Genomic DNA, 15,696 nt, shown 5'->3' on the forward strand with positions numbered 1-15,696 from the left:
GTTCATTTACTCTTTTCTATGGCAATCCCATCCAACGTAGACCAGTTGTTCGCCCAAGGTGTCCAGTTTCACAGTGAAGGCCAGTTGCCACAGGCGCTGCAAGCCTATGAACAAGTGCTGCAGCTCGACCCAGGGCATTTCGATGCCCTGCACAATACCGGCATCGCCGCCTTCCAGAGCGGCAATTTCGACGCCGCCGCCGGCTTCATCCGCTCGGCGCTGGCGGTCAATCCGGAGCATGCCAACGCGCTCAACAACCTCGGCAACGCCCTGCGTGAAATGCAGCAACTGGAAGAAGCGCTGCGCAGTTACGACCGCGCGCTGACGTTGGCGCCGGCTGACGCCAACACCCATTTCAACCGCGCCGTCACGCTGCAATCGCTGATGCGCAGCGCCGAAGCGCTGCAAGCCTACGAACAGGCGCTCAACCTCGACGCCGGCGACGACCAGGCCTGGAGCAACCGCGCAGCGCTGCTGTGGCAGACCGGCCAGTACGACCTGGCACTGGTCAACACCGATCAGGCACTGGTGCTGAATCCGCAGAATATCGAAGCACTCAATCATCGCGGCAACATCCTGCAGGACCAGGGCCAGCATGAGCAGGCCGAGCAAAGCTACCGCCAGGCACTGGCGCTGTATCCCGAGTACGCCGACGCCCACTACAACCTGGGCCGCCTGCTGCTGGCCGGCGAACGCCATGCCGATGCGCTGCAACATCTGGATCAGGCAGTTAGCCTGCACCCACAACACGTACAGGCGCACCGCCAGCGCGCGCTGACACTGCGCGTCCTGCAACAGGCGGAACAGGCGCAGCAGGCGGAAGCCACGGCGCTGCAACTGCAACGCGAACTGGTAGCCGCCTATCGCCAGCGCGGCGCCGAACTGGAACAGCAGCTGCAACATGCATCGGCAGCCGCGATGTACGCCGCCGCCCTGGAACTCGATGGCGGCGACGCCGAGCTCCAGCAACTGCACACGCGCGCGCTCGACAACAGCAGCCAGCACGAGGAAGTGCGGCGCGGCCTGCGCGAAGTGCTCAGGCTGAAAACCGAACGCGCCGCACAACACGGCGCGCCACAGGCCGCTCAACCGCTGGATGCGGAAGCGGCATTGGCAGCTTTTGAAAAGCTGGCCCTGCTGGCGCCTGACAATCCCGGCACCTACGTCAACCTGGCGCTGCTGCTGAGCGGACTGGACTTGCGCGATCAGGCGCTGGCCAGACTCGACCAGGCACTGGCGATCGCGCCGGACTCGCCCATCGCCAACGTCAACAAGGGCCTGCTGTTGCTGGCCCGTGGCGATTACGAGCGCGGCTGGGCCGGCTACGAATGGCGCTGGCACGCGCCGGAGCTGGCGACCTACAAGACGCGGCGCCGCTTCGTCAAGCCGCAATGGAGCGGCAGCGAATCGCTGCAAGGCAAGACCATCCTGCTGCACGCCGAACAGGGCCTGGGCGACGCGCTGCAATTCTGCCGCTATGCCGCGCTGGCGAAACAACGCGGCGCCCGCGTCGTGATGGAAGTCTGGGGCACCCTGGCGCCGTTGATGGCCTCGCTGGACGGCGTCGACCAGATCGTCATCGAGGGCGACGCCCTGCCCGCTTTCGACTACCACATTCCATTGATGAGCTTGGCTGGCGCATTCAATACCCGCGTCGACAGCGTCCCGGCGCCAGCGTCCTACCTGCGCGCCGATGCGGCCAAGCGCGACGCGTGGGCGGCGCTGCTAGGCCCGAAAACCCGGCCACGCATCGGCATCGTGTGGAGCGGCAGCGCCACGCACGCCAACGACCATAACCGCAGCCTGCCGCTGTCGGTGCTGACGCCATTGATCTCCGGACAGTACGAGTTCATCAGCCTGCAAAAAGACGTCCGCACCATGGACCAGCGGTTGCTCGACACGCTGCCGATACGCCAGGTGGCTGGCCAGATCAAGGATTTCAGCGATACCGCCGCGCTGTGCGAGTTGATGGACGTGGTGCTGACGGTCGACACCAGCGTTGCCCACCTGGCCGGTGCGCTGGGCAAGCCGGTGTGGATCATGCTGCCGAAGCCGTTTGAATGGCGCTGGCTGGAACAGGGTGAAACCAGCCCATGGTATCCCAGCGCGAAGCTGTATCGCCAGCAGCAGATGGGCGACTGGGAGCCGGTCATTGCAGCCGTCGCCGCCGACCTGAACACACTGCCGGGCGCGGGCGGCATGCCGCGCTTCCAGCTGCACACCAACTGAACGGAAGCGTACCATGCAGAACCATCAACACACGCCGGCCAGCGTCAGCTGCCCGGTCTGTCAGGCAGCCACTGTCATCCATGACGTGGTCGATTTCAACAAGAGTTGCGAAGAAGCGCGCCAGTTGTTCCTGCCGCTGTCGGGACGTCCGGTCTACTACCACCGCTGCCCGGCATGCGCTTTCGTGCTGGCGCCGGAGTTCGGCGGGTGGACGGAGCAGGAATTCCAGCAGCACATCTACAACGACAGCTATGTCGAGATTGATCCGGACTATGTCAGCCGGCGTCCGCTGTCGAATGCAGAATTTGTACAGCAGCTGCTGGGCGCCAGCCGCGCCGATATCCGTCACCTCGACTACGGTGGAGGCAGCGGCCTGCTATCGGAAACCTTGCGTGGCCATGGCTGGAACTCCAGTTCCTACGACCCATTCCCGCGCAACGAGCAACAGATCGGCGCGCTGGGCAAGTTCAACCTGATCACCGCCTTCGAAGTGTTCGAGCACGTACCCGACGTGGCCGAGCTGATGAGCAACCTGACGTCGCTGATGGAAGATGAATGCATGGTGATTTTCTCCACCCTGCTATCGGATGGCCAGATTCAGGCCAACAGCCGCCTGACCTGGTGGTACGCCTCGCCGCGCAACGGCCACATCAGCCTGTTCTCGAAGCAAAGCCTGACGCTGCTGGCCGAGCAGCGCGGCCTGCAGTTCGGCAGCTTCAACAACGTCACCCACTGCCTCTTCAACCGCCTGCCCGCCTGGGCCCAGAAACTCCAAGGCTAAACACCGGGGTCAGTTCTGCCAAACGTACACGGGCTCAACTGCTTCGCAGTTGAGCCCGTGTACGTTTGGCAGAACTGACCCCGGTTTTTTAACCGACGGTGCCGATGATGCTGACTTCGCGGTTTTCCGGGATTTCGTTGTAGGAGAGGACGTGCAGGCCGGGCGCGAACAGGCGGGCGTAGCGCGCCAGCAGCGGTCGGATCTGCGGCAGCACCAGCAGCAGCGGCGGCGTCGCCTGCTGCTTCATCTGCTCGCGCGCCACCGGCATGTTGACCTGTAATTGGGCCAGCAAATGCGGGTCGATCGGGTAGTTGTCCAGCACGACTTTGCCGCTCTGGCGCGCCTGGTTCAGCGAACCCAGCAGCATGTTTTCCAGGTCGCCGCCCAGGTTGAACGCCTGCATCTCGGTCTTCTGGCCAAACAAGGCGGTGACGATCTGGCGGCGCAGCGCACAACGCACTTCGGCCGCCAGCAGGATCGGGTCCTTGGTGGTCTCCGAGCTGTCCACCAGCGTGGTGGCGATCGGCACGATATCTTTCAGCGAGACGTTTTCGGCCAGCAGCACCCGGAACACGCGCAACAGCTGCGTATGCGTCAGTGCCTTGTCCAGCGATGACGCCAGCTTCGGCGCCTGCGCTGTCAGCCGCTCCACCAGCGCCGGCACGTCTTCGTGGCGGAACAGCTCCGGCAGGTATTCGCGGATCAGCTTCGACAAGTGGGTGGCAATCGCGCTTGGCGTCTCCACCACCTGGTAACCGAGCCCCAGCGCATTGGCCTTTTCGCTGGTTTCGATCCATGTCACCGGCATGCCGTACGCCGGTTCGATGCCGGGAATGCCGTCGATCTGGCCATACACGTTCGGCGACGGAATCGCCATCAGGCGGTCGGCAAACACCTCGGCCTGCGATACCACGCTGCCTGACAGGATCACCGAATACTGCGTCGGCTTCAGCCCCAGGTCGTCGCGCACGGTGATCGGCGGCAGCAGCAGGCCCATGGATTCCGAAATGCTCTGGCGCACGCCCTTGACGCGCTTGGTCAGCGGCTCGCCATGCGCCTTGTCGATCAGCGCCACCAGCTTGTAGCCGACGGCCACCTGCAGCGGCTGCACCATCGGCAGGCTGTGCCAGTCGAGGTCCGGCAGGCGATCGTCACGCAGCGCCGCTTCGATGGCGTCGAGATTCGAGGTCTCCGGTTTCTGCACCCGGTTCAATAGCTTCCAGCCGACATACGCCAGCACCAGCGCAAACGGCACGAACATCTGCCACGGCATGCCCGGCACCACGGCCAGGATCATCATCATGCCGGCCGCGCTGAACATCACCTGCGGCGAGGTCAGCACCTGGCTGCCCACCTGCTGCTCGAAGTCGCCCGAGTCCGAAATACGCGTGACCAGGATCGCAGCGGCAGCCGACAGCAGCAGCGCCGGGATCTGCGCCACCAGGCCGTCACCGATGGTCAGCAGCGCGTATTGCTTGAAGGCGTCGCCAAACGACATGTCCTGCATCAGCGCGCCAATCGCCACGCCGCCGACCATGTTGATGATCAGGATCAGGATCGAGGCGACCGCATCGCCGCGCACGAATTTGGACGCACCGTCCATGGCGCCGTAGAAGTCGGCCTCGGTGGCCACATCCATGCGCCGCTGCTGGGCTTTCTCTTGATTGATCAGGCCGGCGTTCAAGTCGGCGTCAATCGCCATCTGCTTGCCCGGCAAGGCGTCCAGCGTGAAGCGCGCCGACACCTCTGAAATCCGCTCGGCACCCTTGGTCACCACCATGAAGTTGATGATCATCAGGATCACGAACACCACGATGCCGACCACGTAGTTACCACCAACCACCACATTGCCGAAAGCCTCGATCACGTGACCGGCAGCTGCCGTGCCCTCATGGCCGTGCAGCAGCACTACCCGGGTCGACGCCACGTTCAGCGTCAGCCGCAGCATGGTGGTGGCCAGGATCACCGTCGGGAACACCGAGAAGTCCAGCGGCCGGCGGGCCGACACCGACACCAGGATGACAATCAGCGCCACCACGATATTGAACGTGAACATCACGTCCAGCAATATCGGCGGCAGCGGCAGGATGATCATCGCCAGGATAATCAACAGGAATGCCGGCGTGGCAAACTTGTGGCGACGTGCCTCCGCAATCAGCGTTTTGAAAAAATTCACTGCTTAACCTCGCTCATGGATGTGGGCACAACAACTTCACTTTCTCTTGGACGTTCCGGTTCGGCGTTACGCCGGCCGGCACGGAATGCCTGCAACTGCAACACATAGTTCAGCACCTGCGACACCGCCTGGTACAGCTGCACCGGGATCTGCTGGTTGACCTGGGCGGTGTTGTAGATGGCGCGCGCCAGCGGCGGCAGCTCCATCACTTCGATCTTGAACTCGAACGCCAGCCCCTTGATGTACAGCGCGATTTCGTCGACGCCCTTGGCCACCACGTACGGCGCGGCAGCCTTGTCCAGGTCGTATTTCAGCGCCACCGCGTAGTGCTCCGGGTTGACGATCACCACGTCGGCGGTCGGCACGCTCTTGCGCGCGCTGCGCCGCGCCATGGCCCGCTGCAACTGGCGGATGCGGCCCTTGACCTCGGGCCGGCCCTCGGTCGACTTGTGTTCTTCCTTCAGGTCCTGCTTGGACATGCGCTGGTTCTTGGCAAAGAACCAGGCCTGCGCCGGGACGTCGATCAGCGCAAAGATGATGAACACCGCCACCAGCGACATCAGGCCGTCCAGCATCAGGTTGGAGCCGGACATCAAGGCCTGGCCCAGCGGCATCATCTGCAGCTGCGTGTAATCCGGCACCATGCCGCGCGCCACGTGGATCAACACCGCGATCAGCACGCCGGCCTTGCCGATCGAGATCAGCAGCTCGAAGGCGTGCTTGCCGCTGAAAAGGCGGCCGATATTGGCCACCGGGCTCATGCGCGAAAACTTCGGCTCCCAGTTCTTCATCGAAATCACCCAGCCGCCCGGCACCATCGCGCCCAGCACGATGAACAGCGGCACGACGAACAGCGGCAGCAGCATTTTGATCAGCAACATCATCGAGGTGCTGAACACGATCGACATGGCATTGTCGATCGCACCGTCACCATCCAGCGGCGCAAAGCTCTGGTGGAAGATTTCGTTGAACTCGGCCAGGTAGGTCGGCAACATGTAGACGAACAGCTTCAGGCTGACCAGGATGCCGATCGCGGTCGACAGGTCGCGCGAGCGGACCACCTGCCCTTCCTGGCGGGATTTCTTCAGCTTCTGCTGTGAAGCCTTTTCTGTTTTATCGCCTGTGCTGTCGTCAGCCATGCGCCACCTGCATTTGCTGACGTATCATCTCCAGCACCATATTCGTCATGCGGATATAGTGTTCCGGGATGAAACGCACCACCTGCGCCAGCATCAGCAGGCCGAAGATGGTGATCACGGAGAAGCCCAGTGCAAACAAATTCAGGCTGGGCGCCACGCGGTTGAGGAAGCCGAAGCCGATCTGCACCACCATGGTCGAAAACACCACCGGCAGCGCCAGCAGCATGGCGGCCGAGAAGATCCAGGCAACGTTGTACGCCACCGCTTCCAGCAGGTGGTTGCCGAAGCCGTGCCCCAGCGGCCAGGCCTTGAAGCTCTGGCCGATGACGTTGGCAAGCACCAGGTGGCCGTCAATGGCAAAGAAGACGATGATGGCCAGCGTCGACAGCAGCGCCGAGGTGACGTCCGACGACTGGCCGTTCATCGGGTCGTTCATCACTGCCATCGACAAGCCCATCTGCGACGACACCATGAAGCCCAGCACGCCGATCACCGACATCGCGAAGTGGAACGCCAGTCCCAGCACGAAGCCGATCAGCGCCTGCTCGATGGTGGCCACCACGCCGTGCAGCGAGAAGGGATTGATGGCCGCCGGCCCCCAGTCCATGCCGCTGGTCAGCGGCAGCATCAGGATCGCCAGCACCAGCGCGATCAGGATGCGGATGGTGGTCGGCGTCACCGCCTCGCCCAGCACGGGCGCGCCGATGAACATCGCCAGGATGCGGCAGAACGGCCACCAGATGGCGGTCAGCAGCGGCAGCAACTGGGCGAAGATCGGTTCCATGGGCGCGGCTAGCCGACCAGGGTGGCGGCGCGGGTAAAGATGGACACGCAGAAGTCCATCAGGTAAGTCGACATCCAGCGACCGGCCAGGATCACCGCCAGCAAGGTCACCAGCAACCTGGGTAGAAAGCTCAGCGTCTGCTCGTTGATCTGCGTGGCGGCCTGGAACAGCGCCACCAGCAGGCCGACGATCAAGCCGGGCACCACCAGCACCACCACCAGCAGCATGACGATGTGCAGTGATTCGACCACCAGGTCGACAGCTATTTCAGGTGTCAACATCAGCGTCGCCCTATCAGTAAGCCTGGATGCTCGTCACGAGCGTGTTGACGGTCAGCGTCCAGCCGTCGACCAGCACGAACAGCAGCAGTTTGAACGGCAAGGAAATCACCAGCGGCGACAGCATCATCATACCCATCGCCATCAGCACCGATGACACCACCAGGTCGATCACCAGGAAAGGAATGAACAGCATGCAGCCGATCTGGAACGCGGTCTTCAGCTCCGACAAGACGAACGCCGCCAGCTTGACGGTGAAGGCGTGCTGGGTCGGATCGGTGATCTTGTCCTCGCCAGCGAGGTGGGCGATCTGCTGCAACGCCGCCTTGCTGGTCTGCGCCATCATGAAACGCGAAATCGGCTTCTCGGCGATCTGCAGCGCGGTTTCCAGGCCGATCTTGTCCTGGTCGTAGGGCACGAAGGCCTCGGTCCAGATCTCGTTGCCGATCGGCCGCATCACCAGCAGCGTCAGGATCAGCGCCACGCCGGTAATCACCCGGTTGGGCAAGCCCTGCTGCAGGCCCAGGGCCTGGCGCAGCAGCGACAGCACAATCACGAAACGGGTAAAGCTGGTCATCATCATGACCATTACCGGGAGCAAGCCCAGCAAGGTCATGATGATCAGGATTTGCATCTTGACCGTCAGTTCGGTCTTCGCTCCCGGCACCACATTGGCCAGCAGGTCGACCGCTTGGGCGGGCATGCAAGCCAGGCCCAGCAAGGCAGCCACCGGCGCGGCCGCCAGCAGGCGACGCCGCCAGTGCGCATTCATGCCCCGGATCATGGAGTCATCATGTCCAGATTCAGGCCATCCAGGTCGATCACTTTGAGGCCGTAGTTTTCGCCTGCCACCACCACTTCGGCGCGGCCGATGGCAGTGCCGTTCACCTTGATGACCAGCGGTTCGCCGGCCAGCACATCCAGTTCCACCACGCTGTCGGCGCCGATATTCATCAGCTCTTCCAGCGAGATGCGGGCCGAACCCACTTCCAGCGTCAGCGTCACCGGGATCTTGCGCATCATGGCCGGCAGGTCGCGGCGCGGCGCAGCGGCAGGCAGATCGGTCAGCTCCGCGCCCGGCTGGTCGATGATCATCTCTTCGGACAGGTCTTCCAGCAGGGCGTCGCTAGGATTGGCTACGTTCATGTTCATCATTATTCTGCGTCTTCAAAAGAGGTTAAACAGAGTTTGCCTTTGTGCTCGGTGACTGCGGCGGTAAACAGGCGCGAATCTTCGAGCAGGACGTCGGCCCTCGCCAGGCTGATCGGGATGACGTCGCCAACCTGCAAATCGTACAAGCTGCCCAGCGACACTTCCTTGCTGGCCAGCCGGCCCACCAGGCCGACCTGCAGGCGCTGCGCCAGCGGTGCGGCGCTCTTGGCCTTCTTGCCGTTGTCGCGGTCGCGCAGCAGGCCGCGCAGCACGCTGGACATCAGCTGCTTGTCGAGCGCAAACCAGAACTGGCCGGTGGCGCCGCTGCTGACGTCGGCGACAGTGACGGTGATGGCCCAGCTGCCCTTGGGCGGATGCGAGCCGGGCGCCGGCTTGAATTCGTTGTCGACGGGCTCGTGCGCCTCGCCTTCGGCCAGCGCCGGCTTGTCGCTGGCGGGCAGGTTGAGCTCGATGCGGCCGGCCAGCGTGCCAGCCAACTGTTGCCCCAGTACCACAGCCAGGCGCTCCTCGGTGGCGGTCACGCGCACCGTGCTTTCATCCACTGCGGCGGCGGTGTCGCTTTTGGCGTCGGCCTTGGCGCCGCTGCCGTAGCGGTAATTCAGCACGCTGAGCAGCACCTTGCGTTCCATCGAAAAGGCGATCTGGCCGGCCGGTGCGGCAAAGCTCAGCCAGCGGCTGCGGATCTCGCTGCCTTCCAGGCGGCTGAAGGCGACGTCGTCGACCTGAAAGCCGCCCCAGTAGCGGCGATTCATATTCAGGCGCATGGATTGCGCCAGATCGTCGCGCAACTGGGCCGCAAAGATATGCAGCAAATGTACCGGACGCCCCAGCAGGCTTGGGTCCAGCACTTGATGTTGCGTCTGTTTTGTCGTTGTCATGTATTGGCCATGGCGGTTAATTCTTTCCTACTCCTCCATCATCGCACTATCCAGCTAAAAACTGGTTACTTGCTGCGCAATTTTTTATAAAAGTAGGAAGATCTCGGCATCAGCATACCTGAAAATTCACATTATTGCTAACCAACAATATTTGCTTCAAAAATTTCCTCCAAGACAAATATCGCTTTACAAGAATGTTGCTAGTCGGTAAGCTTAGTTCAGATTGTCGGCTGCTTACGCTGCTCCGCAACATACATGAACAAATGGCGCTTAGTAAATGATTTATAACGAGATTTGCTTCGAAATAACAGTTTTCATCGCCCGTCCACGGCGCGCTGCGGAGATTTGACATTCGACATTTCCGCCACCGCGACCATGCCGACCGCGCCCGACCTTCAAGCAGCAGGCGCGTCCGATTTAGTCCGACATCCGTACACTATCTTTCTTGCAAGACTGTGACATGCACAACGGATGTGTAGCAGGTTAGCTATAGATCGTCACTTATTCTTCCATTGCACTTGCTGCTTTTCGGCAATCTCGCTATGGTAGTCATCTGGATTCAAAGCGGTAAAAACACCGCAAAAACGGGGGTAGCAAGATGAGCAACGGATTCTCCAGCCTGATACAGGCCGACCTGGCGTCGCTGACCAACGCGGCGCAAGACCTGGCCAGCCAGCACACCCAGATTGCGGCCGCCAACCAGTTTGGCGCGCAAGGCGCGCAGCCAGCCTTCTCGTTTGCCCAGTCGATGCAAAACGCCATCGACAGCGTCAACGGCCAGGATGTGGCGGCCGGCCAGAAGATGGCCGATGTCGATTCCGGCAAGAGCGACGACCTGGTCGGCGCCATGCTGTCCAGCCAGGAAGCCGGCCTGTCCTTCTCGATGTTGATGCAAGTGCGCAACAAAGTCATGGGCGGCCTCGACGAACTGATCAAATTACCGCTGTAAGCCTCCGCGAAAGCATTTAACGTGATTAACACCTTCAAGTCCGCCTTCGACCGCTGGCGCGCCAATCCGTCGGCGCCGTCGCTGCCTCCCGCCCTGCTGAAAACCCTGTACCCGCTGCTGATGCTGGCCATCGGCCTGACGGCGCTGGTGCTGATGTATATGTGGAGCAACCAGTCCAGCTACAAGCCGGTCTTCGGCGCGCGCGAAAAAGTCTCGGCGCCCGACATGATGACCGTGCTCGATGGCGAGCACATCCCTTACCGCATCCACCCGGAAAGCGGCCAGGTACTGGTGCCGGATTCGATGCTGGGCAAGGTACGCATGCTGCTGGCCGCCAAGGGCGTGACCGCGCAGCTGCCGGCCGGCCTGGAACTGATGGACAAGAACGACCCGCTGGGCGTGTCGCAATTCGTCCAGGACGTGCGTTTCCGCCGCGGCCTGGAAGGCGAACTGGCGCAATCGATCATGACGCTGGACGCGATTTCGCATGCGCGCGTGCACCTGTCGATCGCCAAGTCGACCTCCTTCGTGTCGTCGGACGGCGAGAAGTCCTCGGCCTCGGTGGTGGTACAGCTGAAACCGGGCGCCACCTTGCAGCCGGAAGCGATCGCCGCCGTCATCAACATGGTGTCGGGCAGCGTCGCCAGCCTGTCGCCGGCGCGCGTCAGCCTGGTCGACCAGAGCGGCAACCTGCTGTCGGCCCACATCGACCTGGCCGACGGCTTTGACGCCGGCACCACTGGCAACGACGCCGCCAGGCGCTACCAGGAACAGGTCAAATCGAATATCAAGGGCCTGCTCGGCCCGGTCATCGGCGACGACAACTACCGTATGTCGGTAGCGGCCGACGTCGACAACGACCGCGTCGAAGAAACCGTGGAAAAATACGGCGCCGATCCAAAAGTGACCAGCGAAGCGATGCGCGAAGAACAGGACCGCAACCGCCTGGTGATGGGCGTGCCGGGCACGCTGTCCAACCGTCCGCCGCCAGCCAACGCCAATCCGGCTGCCGCCGCCCAGCAGACCGCCGGCGGCGCCGCCGATCCGAACGCCCAGCAGCCGGACGGCAGCGCGCGCAAGAACGCCACCACCCGCCAGTACGCGTATGACCGCAGCATCACCCAGACCAAGCGCAGCCGTGGCCGCCTGGAAAAACTGAGCGTGGCCGTGGTGCTGGCGCAAGCTGCTTCGCCGACGCCGAAAACCGGCTGGAGCGCCGCCGAGATCGCCAACATCGACAAGATCCTGCGCAACGGCCTGGGCATCAACGCCGAGCGCGGCGACCAGCTGGTGGTGTCGGCCATGAACTTCCCGGCCAAGGCCGCGCCAGTGGCCTGGTGGGAAGAGCGCGACAACATCGTCGACATGAGCAAGTACGCGATCTACGCGGTCGCCGCCCTGCTCGGCTACCTGCTGTTGCTGCGCCCTATCATGCGCCTGATCACCGTGCGCTTTACGCCGGATCCGAAGGAAGCCGCCCGCGTCGCCGCCGAACGCCGCGCCGCCGAACAGGCTGCCGTGGCCGCCGCCCGCGAAGCCAAGGAAGCCGCCGCCAAGGAACAGGCCGTATTGGCCGACGGCGCCGCGCCAGGCAGCACGCCAGCGCTGGGCGGCTCTGCCCAGCCAGGCATGCCGGTGGTGCCGCTGCTGGAAAACTACGATCTGCCGCCACCAGGCTCCGCCGTGGACGTCATGGTCGACCACCTGAAAGTCCTGGCCGCAAAAGAACCGGAACGCGTAGCCGAAGTCGTCAAACAATGGATGCAGAAAAATGGCCGAACTCAATAACATGGATGATGATGGCGGCGAATACGCCATGCCAACCAAGCTGACGCCGGTGGAACAGGCAGCCATCGTGCTGCTGAGCATCGGCGAAGAGCCGGCTGCCGCCGTGCTGCGCTGCCTGTCGCGCGAGGAGTTGCTGGAAGTGACGCAAGTGATGTCGCGCATGAGCGGCATCAAGGTGGAGTCGGTGAAGAACGCCATGCAGAAGTTCTTCGACGACTACCGCGAGCAGTCCGGCGTGCATGGCGCGTCGCGCTCCTACCTGAAGCGCTCGCTCGACCTGGCGCTGGGTGGCGACCTCGCCAACACCGTGCTGAACAACATCTACGGCGACGAGCTGCGGCCGAAGATGGCGCGCCTGCAGTGGGCTTCGCCGAAATGGCTGGCCGATTACATCTCCAACGAACACGTGCAGATGCAGGCGGTGTTCCTGGCTTTCCTGCCCGCCGCGCTGGCCGGCCAGATCATCGACGGCCTGCCGCAGGACACGCGCGACCTGGTGCTGCTGAACCTGGCGCGCATGGAAGAAGTCGACGCCGACCTGCTGCAGGAACTGGACGAGCTGGTGGACCGCTGCCTGAGCTCCTTCGATTCGCAGGGCACCAGCGTCGAAGGCATCCGCCAGACCGCCGAGATCCTCAACCGCCTGCCAAGCAACCGCGCGCAGATGGTCGAGCTGCTGCGCGCCCACGATCCGGAAGTGGTGTCGAAGATCGAACTGTCGATGTACGACTTCTTCATCCTCGGCAACCAGACCGAGCAGGCAATCACCCGCATCCTGGAAGACGTGCCGCTGGAACAATGGGCGATCGCGCTCAAGGGCGCCGATGTCGCGGTGCGGGATGCGGTGCTGAAAACCATGCCGAAACGCCAGGCCCAAGCCTTCGAGGACATGATGCGCCGCGCCGGTCCGGTGCCGATGTCGCGTATCGAACAGACGCGCCAGGAAATCATGGCCACCGTCAAGGCGCTGGCCGACGCCGGCGAAGTCGAGATCCAGCTGTTTGCGGAACAGGTGGTTGAATGAAGCAGTTCCGTTCTTATCGTTTCCCGCCGCTGGCGCAGTTCACCACCCAGCGCGCGGCGGCGGCTGCCGCGCAGGGCCATGGTCACGGCCATGGCGGCGACGGTGGCGCGCAGTGGGCCGCATCGGTCAGCGAAGGCTTTGAACAGGGCCAGCGCGACGGTTACGAGATCGGCCTCGCACGCGGCCAGGAGGACGGCTTTGAAAACGGCCGCCAGGCCGGCCAGGAACAGGGTCGCGAAGAAGGCCGCCACGAAACGCTGGTGGCCTACGACCAGATGGCGCGCCCGGTCGACGCCATGCTGAAAAGCCTGAAGAAACTGCGCTCCGACTACCGTGCCGCACAACGCAAGGAAGTGGTGGATCTGGTGGCGAAAGTCGCGCGCCAGGTCATCCGCGCAGAATTGGCCTTGCAGCCGGTGCAGCTGATGGCGCTGGTCGAGGAAACGCTGGCGTCGATGCCGCCGACCCGCGATGAAATCGATGTATTCCTGAATCCGGAAGAACTGAAGCGGATTGCCGAGCTGGACCCGAAACGCTCCAAGCGCTGGAACCTGATCCCCGATGCCCGTCTTGAGGTAGGGGAATGCCGCATCAAGGCGGGCGATAATGAAGTCGACGCCGGCTGCCATCAACGTCTTGCGGCGGTCATGGAACAGGTCGATAATCAACTGCAGATCGCCGACAGCGGCGATGAACCGGAGATCGAAGAGTGATCGCAGATGCCTTACGCAATCTGGAACTGGGTTCGGTACCCATGGCGACCCCGACGGGCCGCCTGGTGGGCGCCTCCGGTTTGTTGCTTGAGGCCGTGGGTTGCCCTTTGCACACCGGCCAGCGTTGCCAGATAGAGACAGTCGGCGGCGAATGGCTGGATGCGCAAGTCGTCGGTTTCCGCGAAAAAGTGTCCTATTTGATGCCGTTCAAAAAGGCGGTCGGCCTGACCACCGGCGCCCGCGTGCTGCCCTCCCCTGAAAAAATCAGCCTGCAGATCGGCTCCGGCTGGCTGGGACGCATGGTCAATGGCCTCGGCGAACCGATCGACGGGCTGGGCAAGCTGACCGGCGATTTCCCGCTGGAATCGCAACCACCGCGCATCCACCCGCTGCGCAAGAAGCCGGTGACAGAACCGCTGGACGTCGGCGTGCGCGCCATCAATTCCATGCTGACTTTGGGCAAGGGCCAGCGGGTTGGCCTGATGGCTGGTTCCGGCGTCGGCAAGTCCGTGCTGCTGGGCCTGATGACCCGCCAGACCGTTGCCGACGTGGTGGTGGTTGGGCTGATCGGCGAGCGTTCGCGCGAGGTGCGCGAGTTTGTCGATATGTCGCTGGGCAAGGAAGGCTTGCAGAAAGCCGTGCTGGTGATCGCGCCGGCCGATGAAAGCCCGCTGATGCGTGTCATGGCCACCGAGCTGTGCCACTCGATCGCCGCGCACTACCGCGACCAGGGCAAGAATGTGCTGTTGCTGGTCGACTCGCTGACCCGCTATGCGATGGCGCTGCGCGAAGTGGCGCTGGCGCTGGGCGAGCCGCCAGCAACCAAGGGCTATCCGCCGTCGGTGTTCTCCAACCTGCCGCAGCTGATTGAATCGGCCGGCAATGGCGAAAACCAGTCCGGCAGCATGAGCGCCATCTACACCGTGCTGGCCGAAGGCGATGACCAGCAGGACCCGGTGGTGGACACCGCGCGTGCGATTCTCGACGGCCACATCGTGCTGACGCGCGAGCTGGCCGAGCGCGGCCACTATCCGGCGATAGATATTGCGGCATCGATCAGCCGTTGCATGATGCAAGTGATCGACCACGAACACCAGATGGCGGCGCGCGCGCTGAAGGCCAGCATGTCCCGCCATGACCGCGTGCGTGACCTGATTCCGCTGGGCGCCTATGTGCCGGGCGCCGATCCGGTCACCGACAAGGCAGTACAGCTGCACCCGAAGGTGGAAGATTTTCTGTGTCAGGGCACCAAGGAAGAAGCCCCGATTGCCCAGTGCATTGCGCAACTTGAAAAGCTGATGACGACATGAGCCAACATAAAATCCGTAACCTGACCACGCTGGTGGCCCTGCGCAATACGGAAGTCGAGCGCTTGCAGACCGAGATGGCGGAAAAGACCAATCTGCGCGACCGTTACCAGAAAAACCTGGAGCGCCTGACCAGCTTGTACACCAATAGCGGCGCCAGCGGCAATCTGCACCCTGCGCTGGCCGGCAATTGCGGCAATTACAAGCAGGCAGTGATGGCGATGGCCGACAGCCACCGGCTCGACCTGCACATGCACGAAGCCGATATGGCGGTTTCGCAACAGGCGCTGAACGCCGCCTGGGCCAAGCGTGAAGTGCTGGGCAAGGTGCTGGACAAGACGCAAAAGGTGGTAAACCGCGAGCAAAACGCCAAAGAACGCAAGCAACATGACGAATTGGCAACGCAATTGTGGCTGCGCGGCCAAAAATAAGCGCCGTTACAAAAAATTGTCCCAAATATTTTCATACGGAAACGAT

15 protein-coding genes are annotated in these 15,696 nt (G+C 62.8%); 8 read left to right on the forward strand and 7 right to left on the reverse strand.

Annotation, left to right across the window (positions count from 1 at the left end; translation table 11 throughout):
- Positions 1-18 precede the first annotated feature (18 nt).
- Together BLS51_RS02140 and BLS51_RS02145 are read left to right on the forward strand one after the other, a co-directional pair.
- Complete coding sequence (locus BLS51_RS02140; RefSeq protein ID WP_090179038.1) at positions 19-2,229, forward strand: tetratricopeptide repeat protein; 2,211 nt, start codon at positions 19-21, stop codon at positions 2,227-2,229.
- A gap of 13 nt (positions 2,230-2,242) precedes the next feature.
- Complete coding sequence (locus BLS51_RS02145; RefSeq protein ID WP_090179035.1) at positions 2,243-3,010, forward strand: class I SAM-dependent methyltransferase; 768 nt, start codon at positions 2,243-2,245, stop codon at positions 3,008-3,010.
- Positions 3,011-3,098: 88 nt separating this feature from the next.
- On the opposite strand, the gene BLS51_RS02150 is transcribed toward BLS51_RS02145, so the two are convergent.
- The 7 genes from BLS51_RS02150 to BLS51_RS02180 are packed head-to-tail and all read right to left on the reverse strand — an operon-like array spanning position 3,099 to position 9,438.
- On the reverse strand, positions 3,099-5,186 hold the full coding sequence (locus BLS51_RS02150; RefSeq protein ID WP_090179031.1) for a flagellar biosynthesis protein FlhA: 2,088 nt from the start codon (positions 5,184-5,186) through the stop codon (positions 3,099-3,101).
- On the reverse strand, positions 5,183-6,325 hold the full coding sequence (locus BLS51_RS02155; protein ID WP_090179027.1) for an EscU/YscU/HrcU family type III secretion system export apparatus switch protein: 1,143 nt from the start codon (positions 6,323-6,325) through the stop codon (positions 5,183-5,185). Before BLS51_RS02155 ends, BLS51_RS02150 begins: the two co-directional genes overlap by 4 nt.
- Positions 6,318-7,109 (reverse strand): flagellar biosynthetic protein FliR, encoded by a 792-nt coding sequence (locus tag BLS51_RS02160; protein WP_090179024.1) that lies wholly within the window; start codon positions 7,107-7,109, stop codon positions 6,318-6,320. The genes BLS51_RS02155 and BLS51_RS02160 overlap by 8 nt, the downstream gene beginning before the upstream one ends.
- Positions 7,110-7,117: 8 nt before the next feature.
- Entirely contained in the window at positions 7,118-7,390 is a 273-nt protein-coding gene (fliQ, locus tag BLS51_RS02165) for a flagellar biosynthesis protein FliQ (RefSeq protein WP_090179020.1), read from the reverse strand.
- A gap of 13 nt (positions 7,391-7,403) precedes the next feature.
- Positions 7,404-8,159, reverse strand: a complete 756-nt coding sequence (gene fliP, locus BLS51_RS02170) for a flagellar type III secretion system pore protein FliP (protein WP_090180770.1) — start codon at positions 8,157-8,159, stop codon at positions 7,404-7,406.
- An 8-nt stretch (positions 8,160-8,167) separates the two neighbouring features.
- Positions 8,168-8,539 carry a FliM/FliN family flagellar motor switch protein gene (locus tag BLS51_RS02175; protein WP_175472492.1) on the reverse strand — a complete coding sequence of 124 codons (372 nt, stop codon included), beginning with the start codon at positions 8,537-8,539 and terminating at the stop codon, positions 8,168-8,170.
- A gap of 2 nt (positions 8,540-8,541) precedes the next feature.
- Entirely contained in the window at positions 8,542-9,438 is an 897-nt protein-coding gene (locus tag BLS51_RS02180; RefSeq protein WP_090179012.1) for a FliM/FliN family flagellar motor switch protein, read from the reverse strand.
- 598 nt (positions 9,439-10,036) lie between these two features.
- Between BLS51_RS02180 and BLS51_RS02185 the strand changes: the two genes are divergently transcribed.
- The 6 genes from BLS51_RS02185 to fliJ are packed head-to-tail and all read left to right on the forward strand — an operon-like array spanning position 10,037 to position 15,650.
- Positions 10,037-10,387, forward strand: a complete 351-nt coding sequence (locus tag BLS51_RS02185) for a flagellar hook-basal body complex protein FliE (protein WP_090179009.1) — start codon at positions 10,037-10,039, stop codon at positions 10,385-10,387.
- Positions 10,388-10,408: 21 nt separating this feature from the next.
- Complete coding sequence (gene fliF / locus BLS51_RS02190; protein ID WP_090179006.1) at positions 10,409-12,175, forward strand: flagellar basal-body MS-ring/collar protein FliF; 1,767 nt, start codon at positions 10,409-10,411, stop codon at positions 12,173-12,175.
- Positions 12,159-13,199 carry a flagellar motor switch protein FliG gene (locus BLS51_RS02195; protein WP_090179003.1) on the forward strand — a complete coding sequence of 347 codons (1,041 nt, stop codon included), beginning with the start codon at positions 12,159-12,161 and terminating at the stop codon, positions 13,197-13,199. The genes fliF and BLS51_RS02195 overlap by 17 nt, the downstream gene beginning before the upstream one ends.
- Positions 13,196-13,912, forward strand: a complete 717-nt coding sequence (gene fliH, locus BLS51_RS02200; protein WP_090179000.1) for a flagellar assembly protein FliH — start codon at positions 13,196-13,198, stop codon at positions 13,910-13,912. The genes BLS51_RS02195 and fliH overlap by 4 nt, the downstream gene beginning before the upstream one ends.
- Positions 13,909-15,222, forward strand: a complete 1,314-nt coding sequence (gene fliI, locus BLS51_RS02205) for a flagellar protein export ATPase FliI (protein ID WP_090178998.1) — start codon at positions 13,909-13,911, stop codon at positions 15,220-15,222. Before fliH ends, fliI begins: the two co-directional genes overlap by 4 nt.
- The gene (gene fliJ, locus BLS51_RS02210; protein WP_090178995.1) at positions 15,219-15,650 is read left to right on the forward strand and encodes a flagellar export protein FliJ; all 432 of its coding nucleotides are present in this window, start codon (positions 15,219-15,221) and stop codon (positions 15,648-15,650) included. Before fliI ends, fliJ begins: the two co-directional genes overlap by 4 nt.
- The last annotated feature ends 46 nt before the right edge of the window (positions 15,651-15,696 follow it).

The sequence above is a fragment of the Duganella sp. OV510 genome, from assembly GCF_900100205.1.
Lineage (GTDB): Bacteria > Pseudomonadota > Gammaproteobacteria > Burkholderiales > Burkholderiaceae_D > Rugamonas.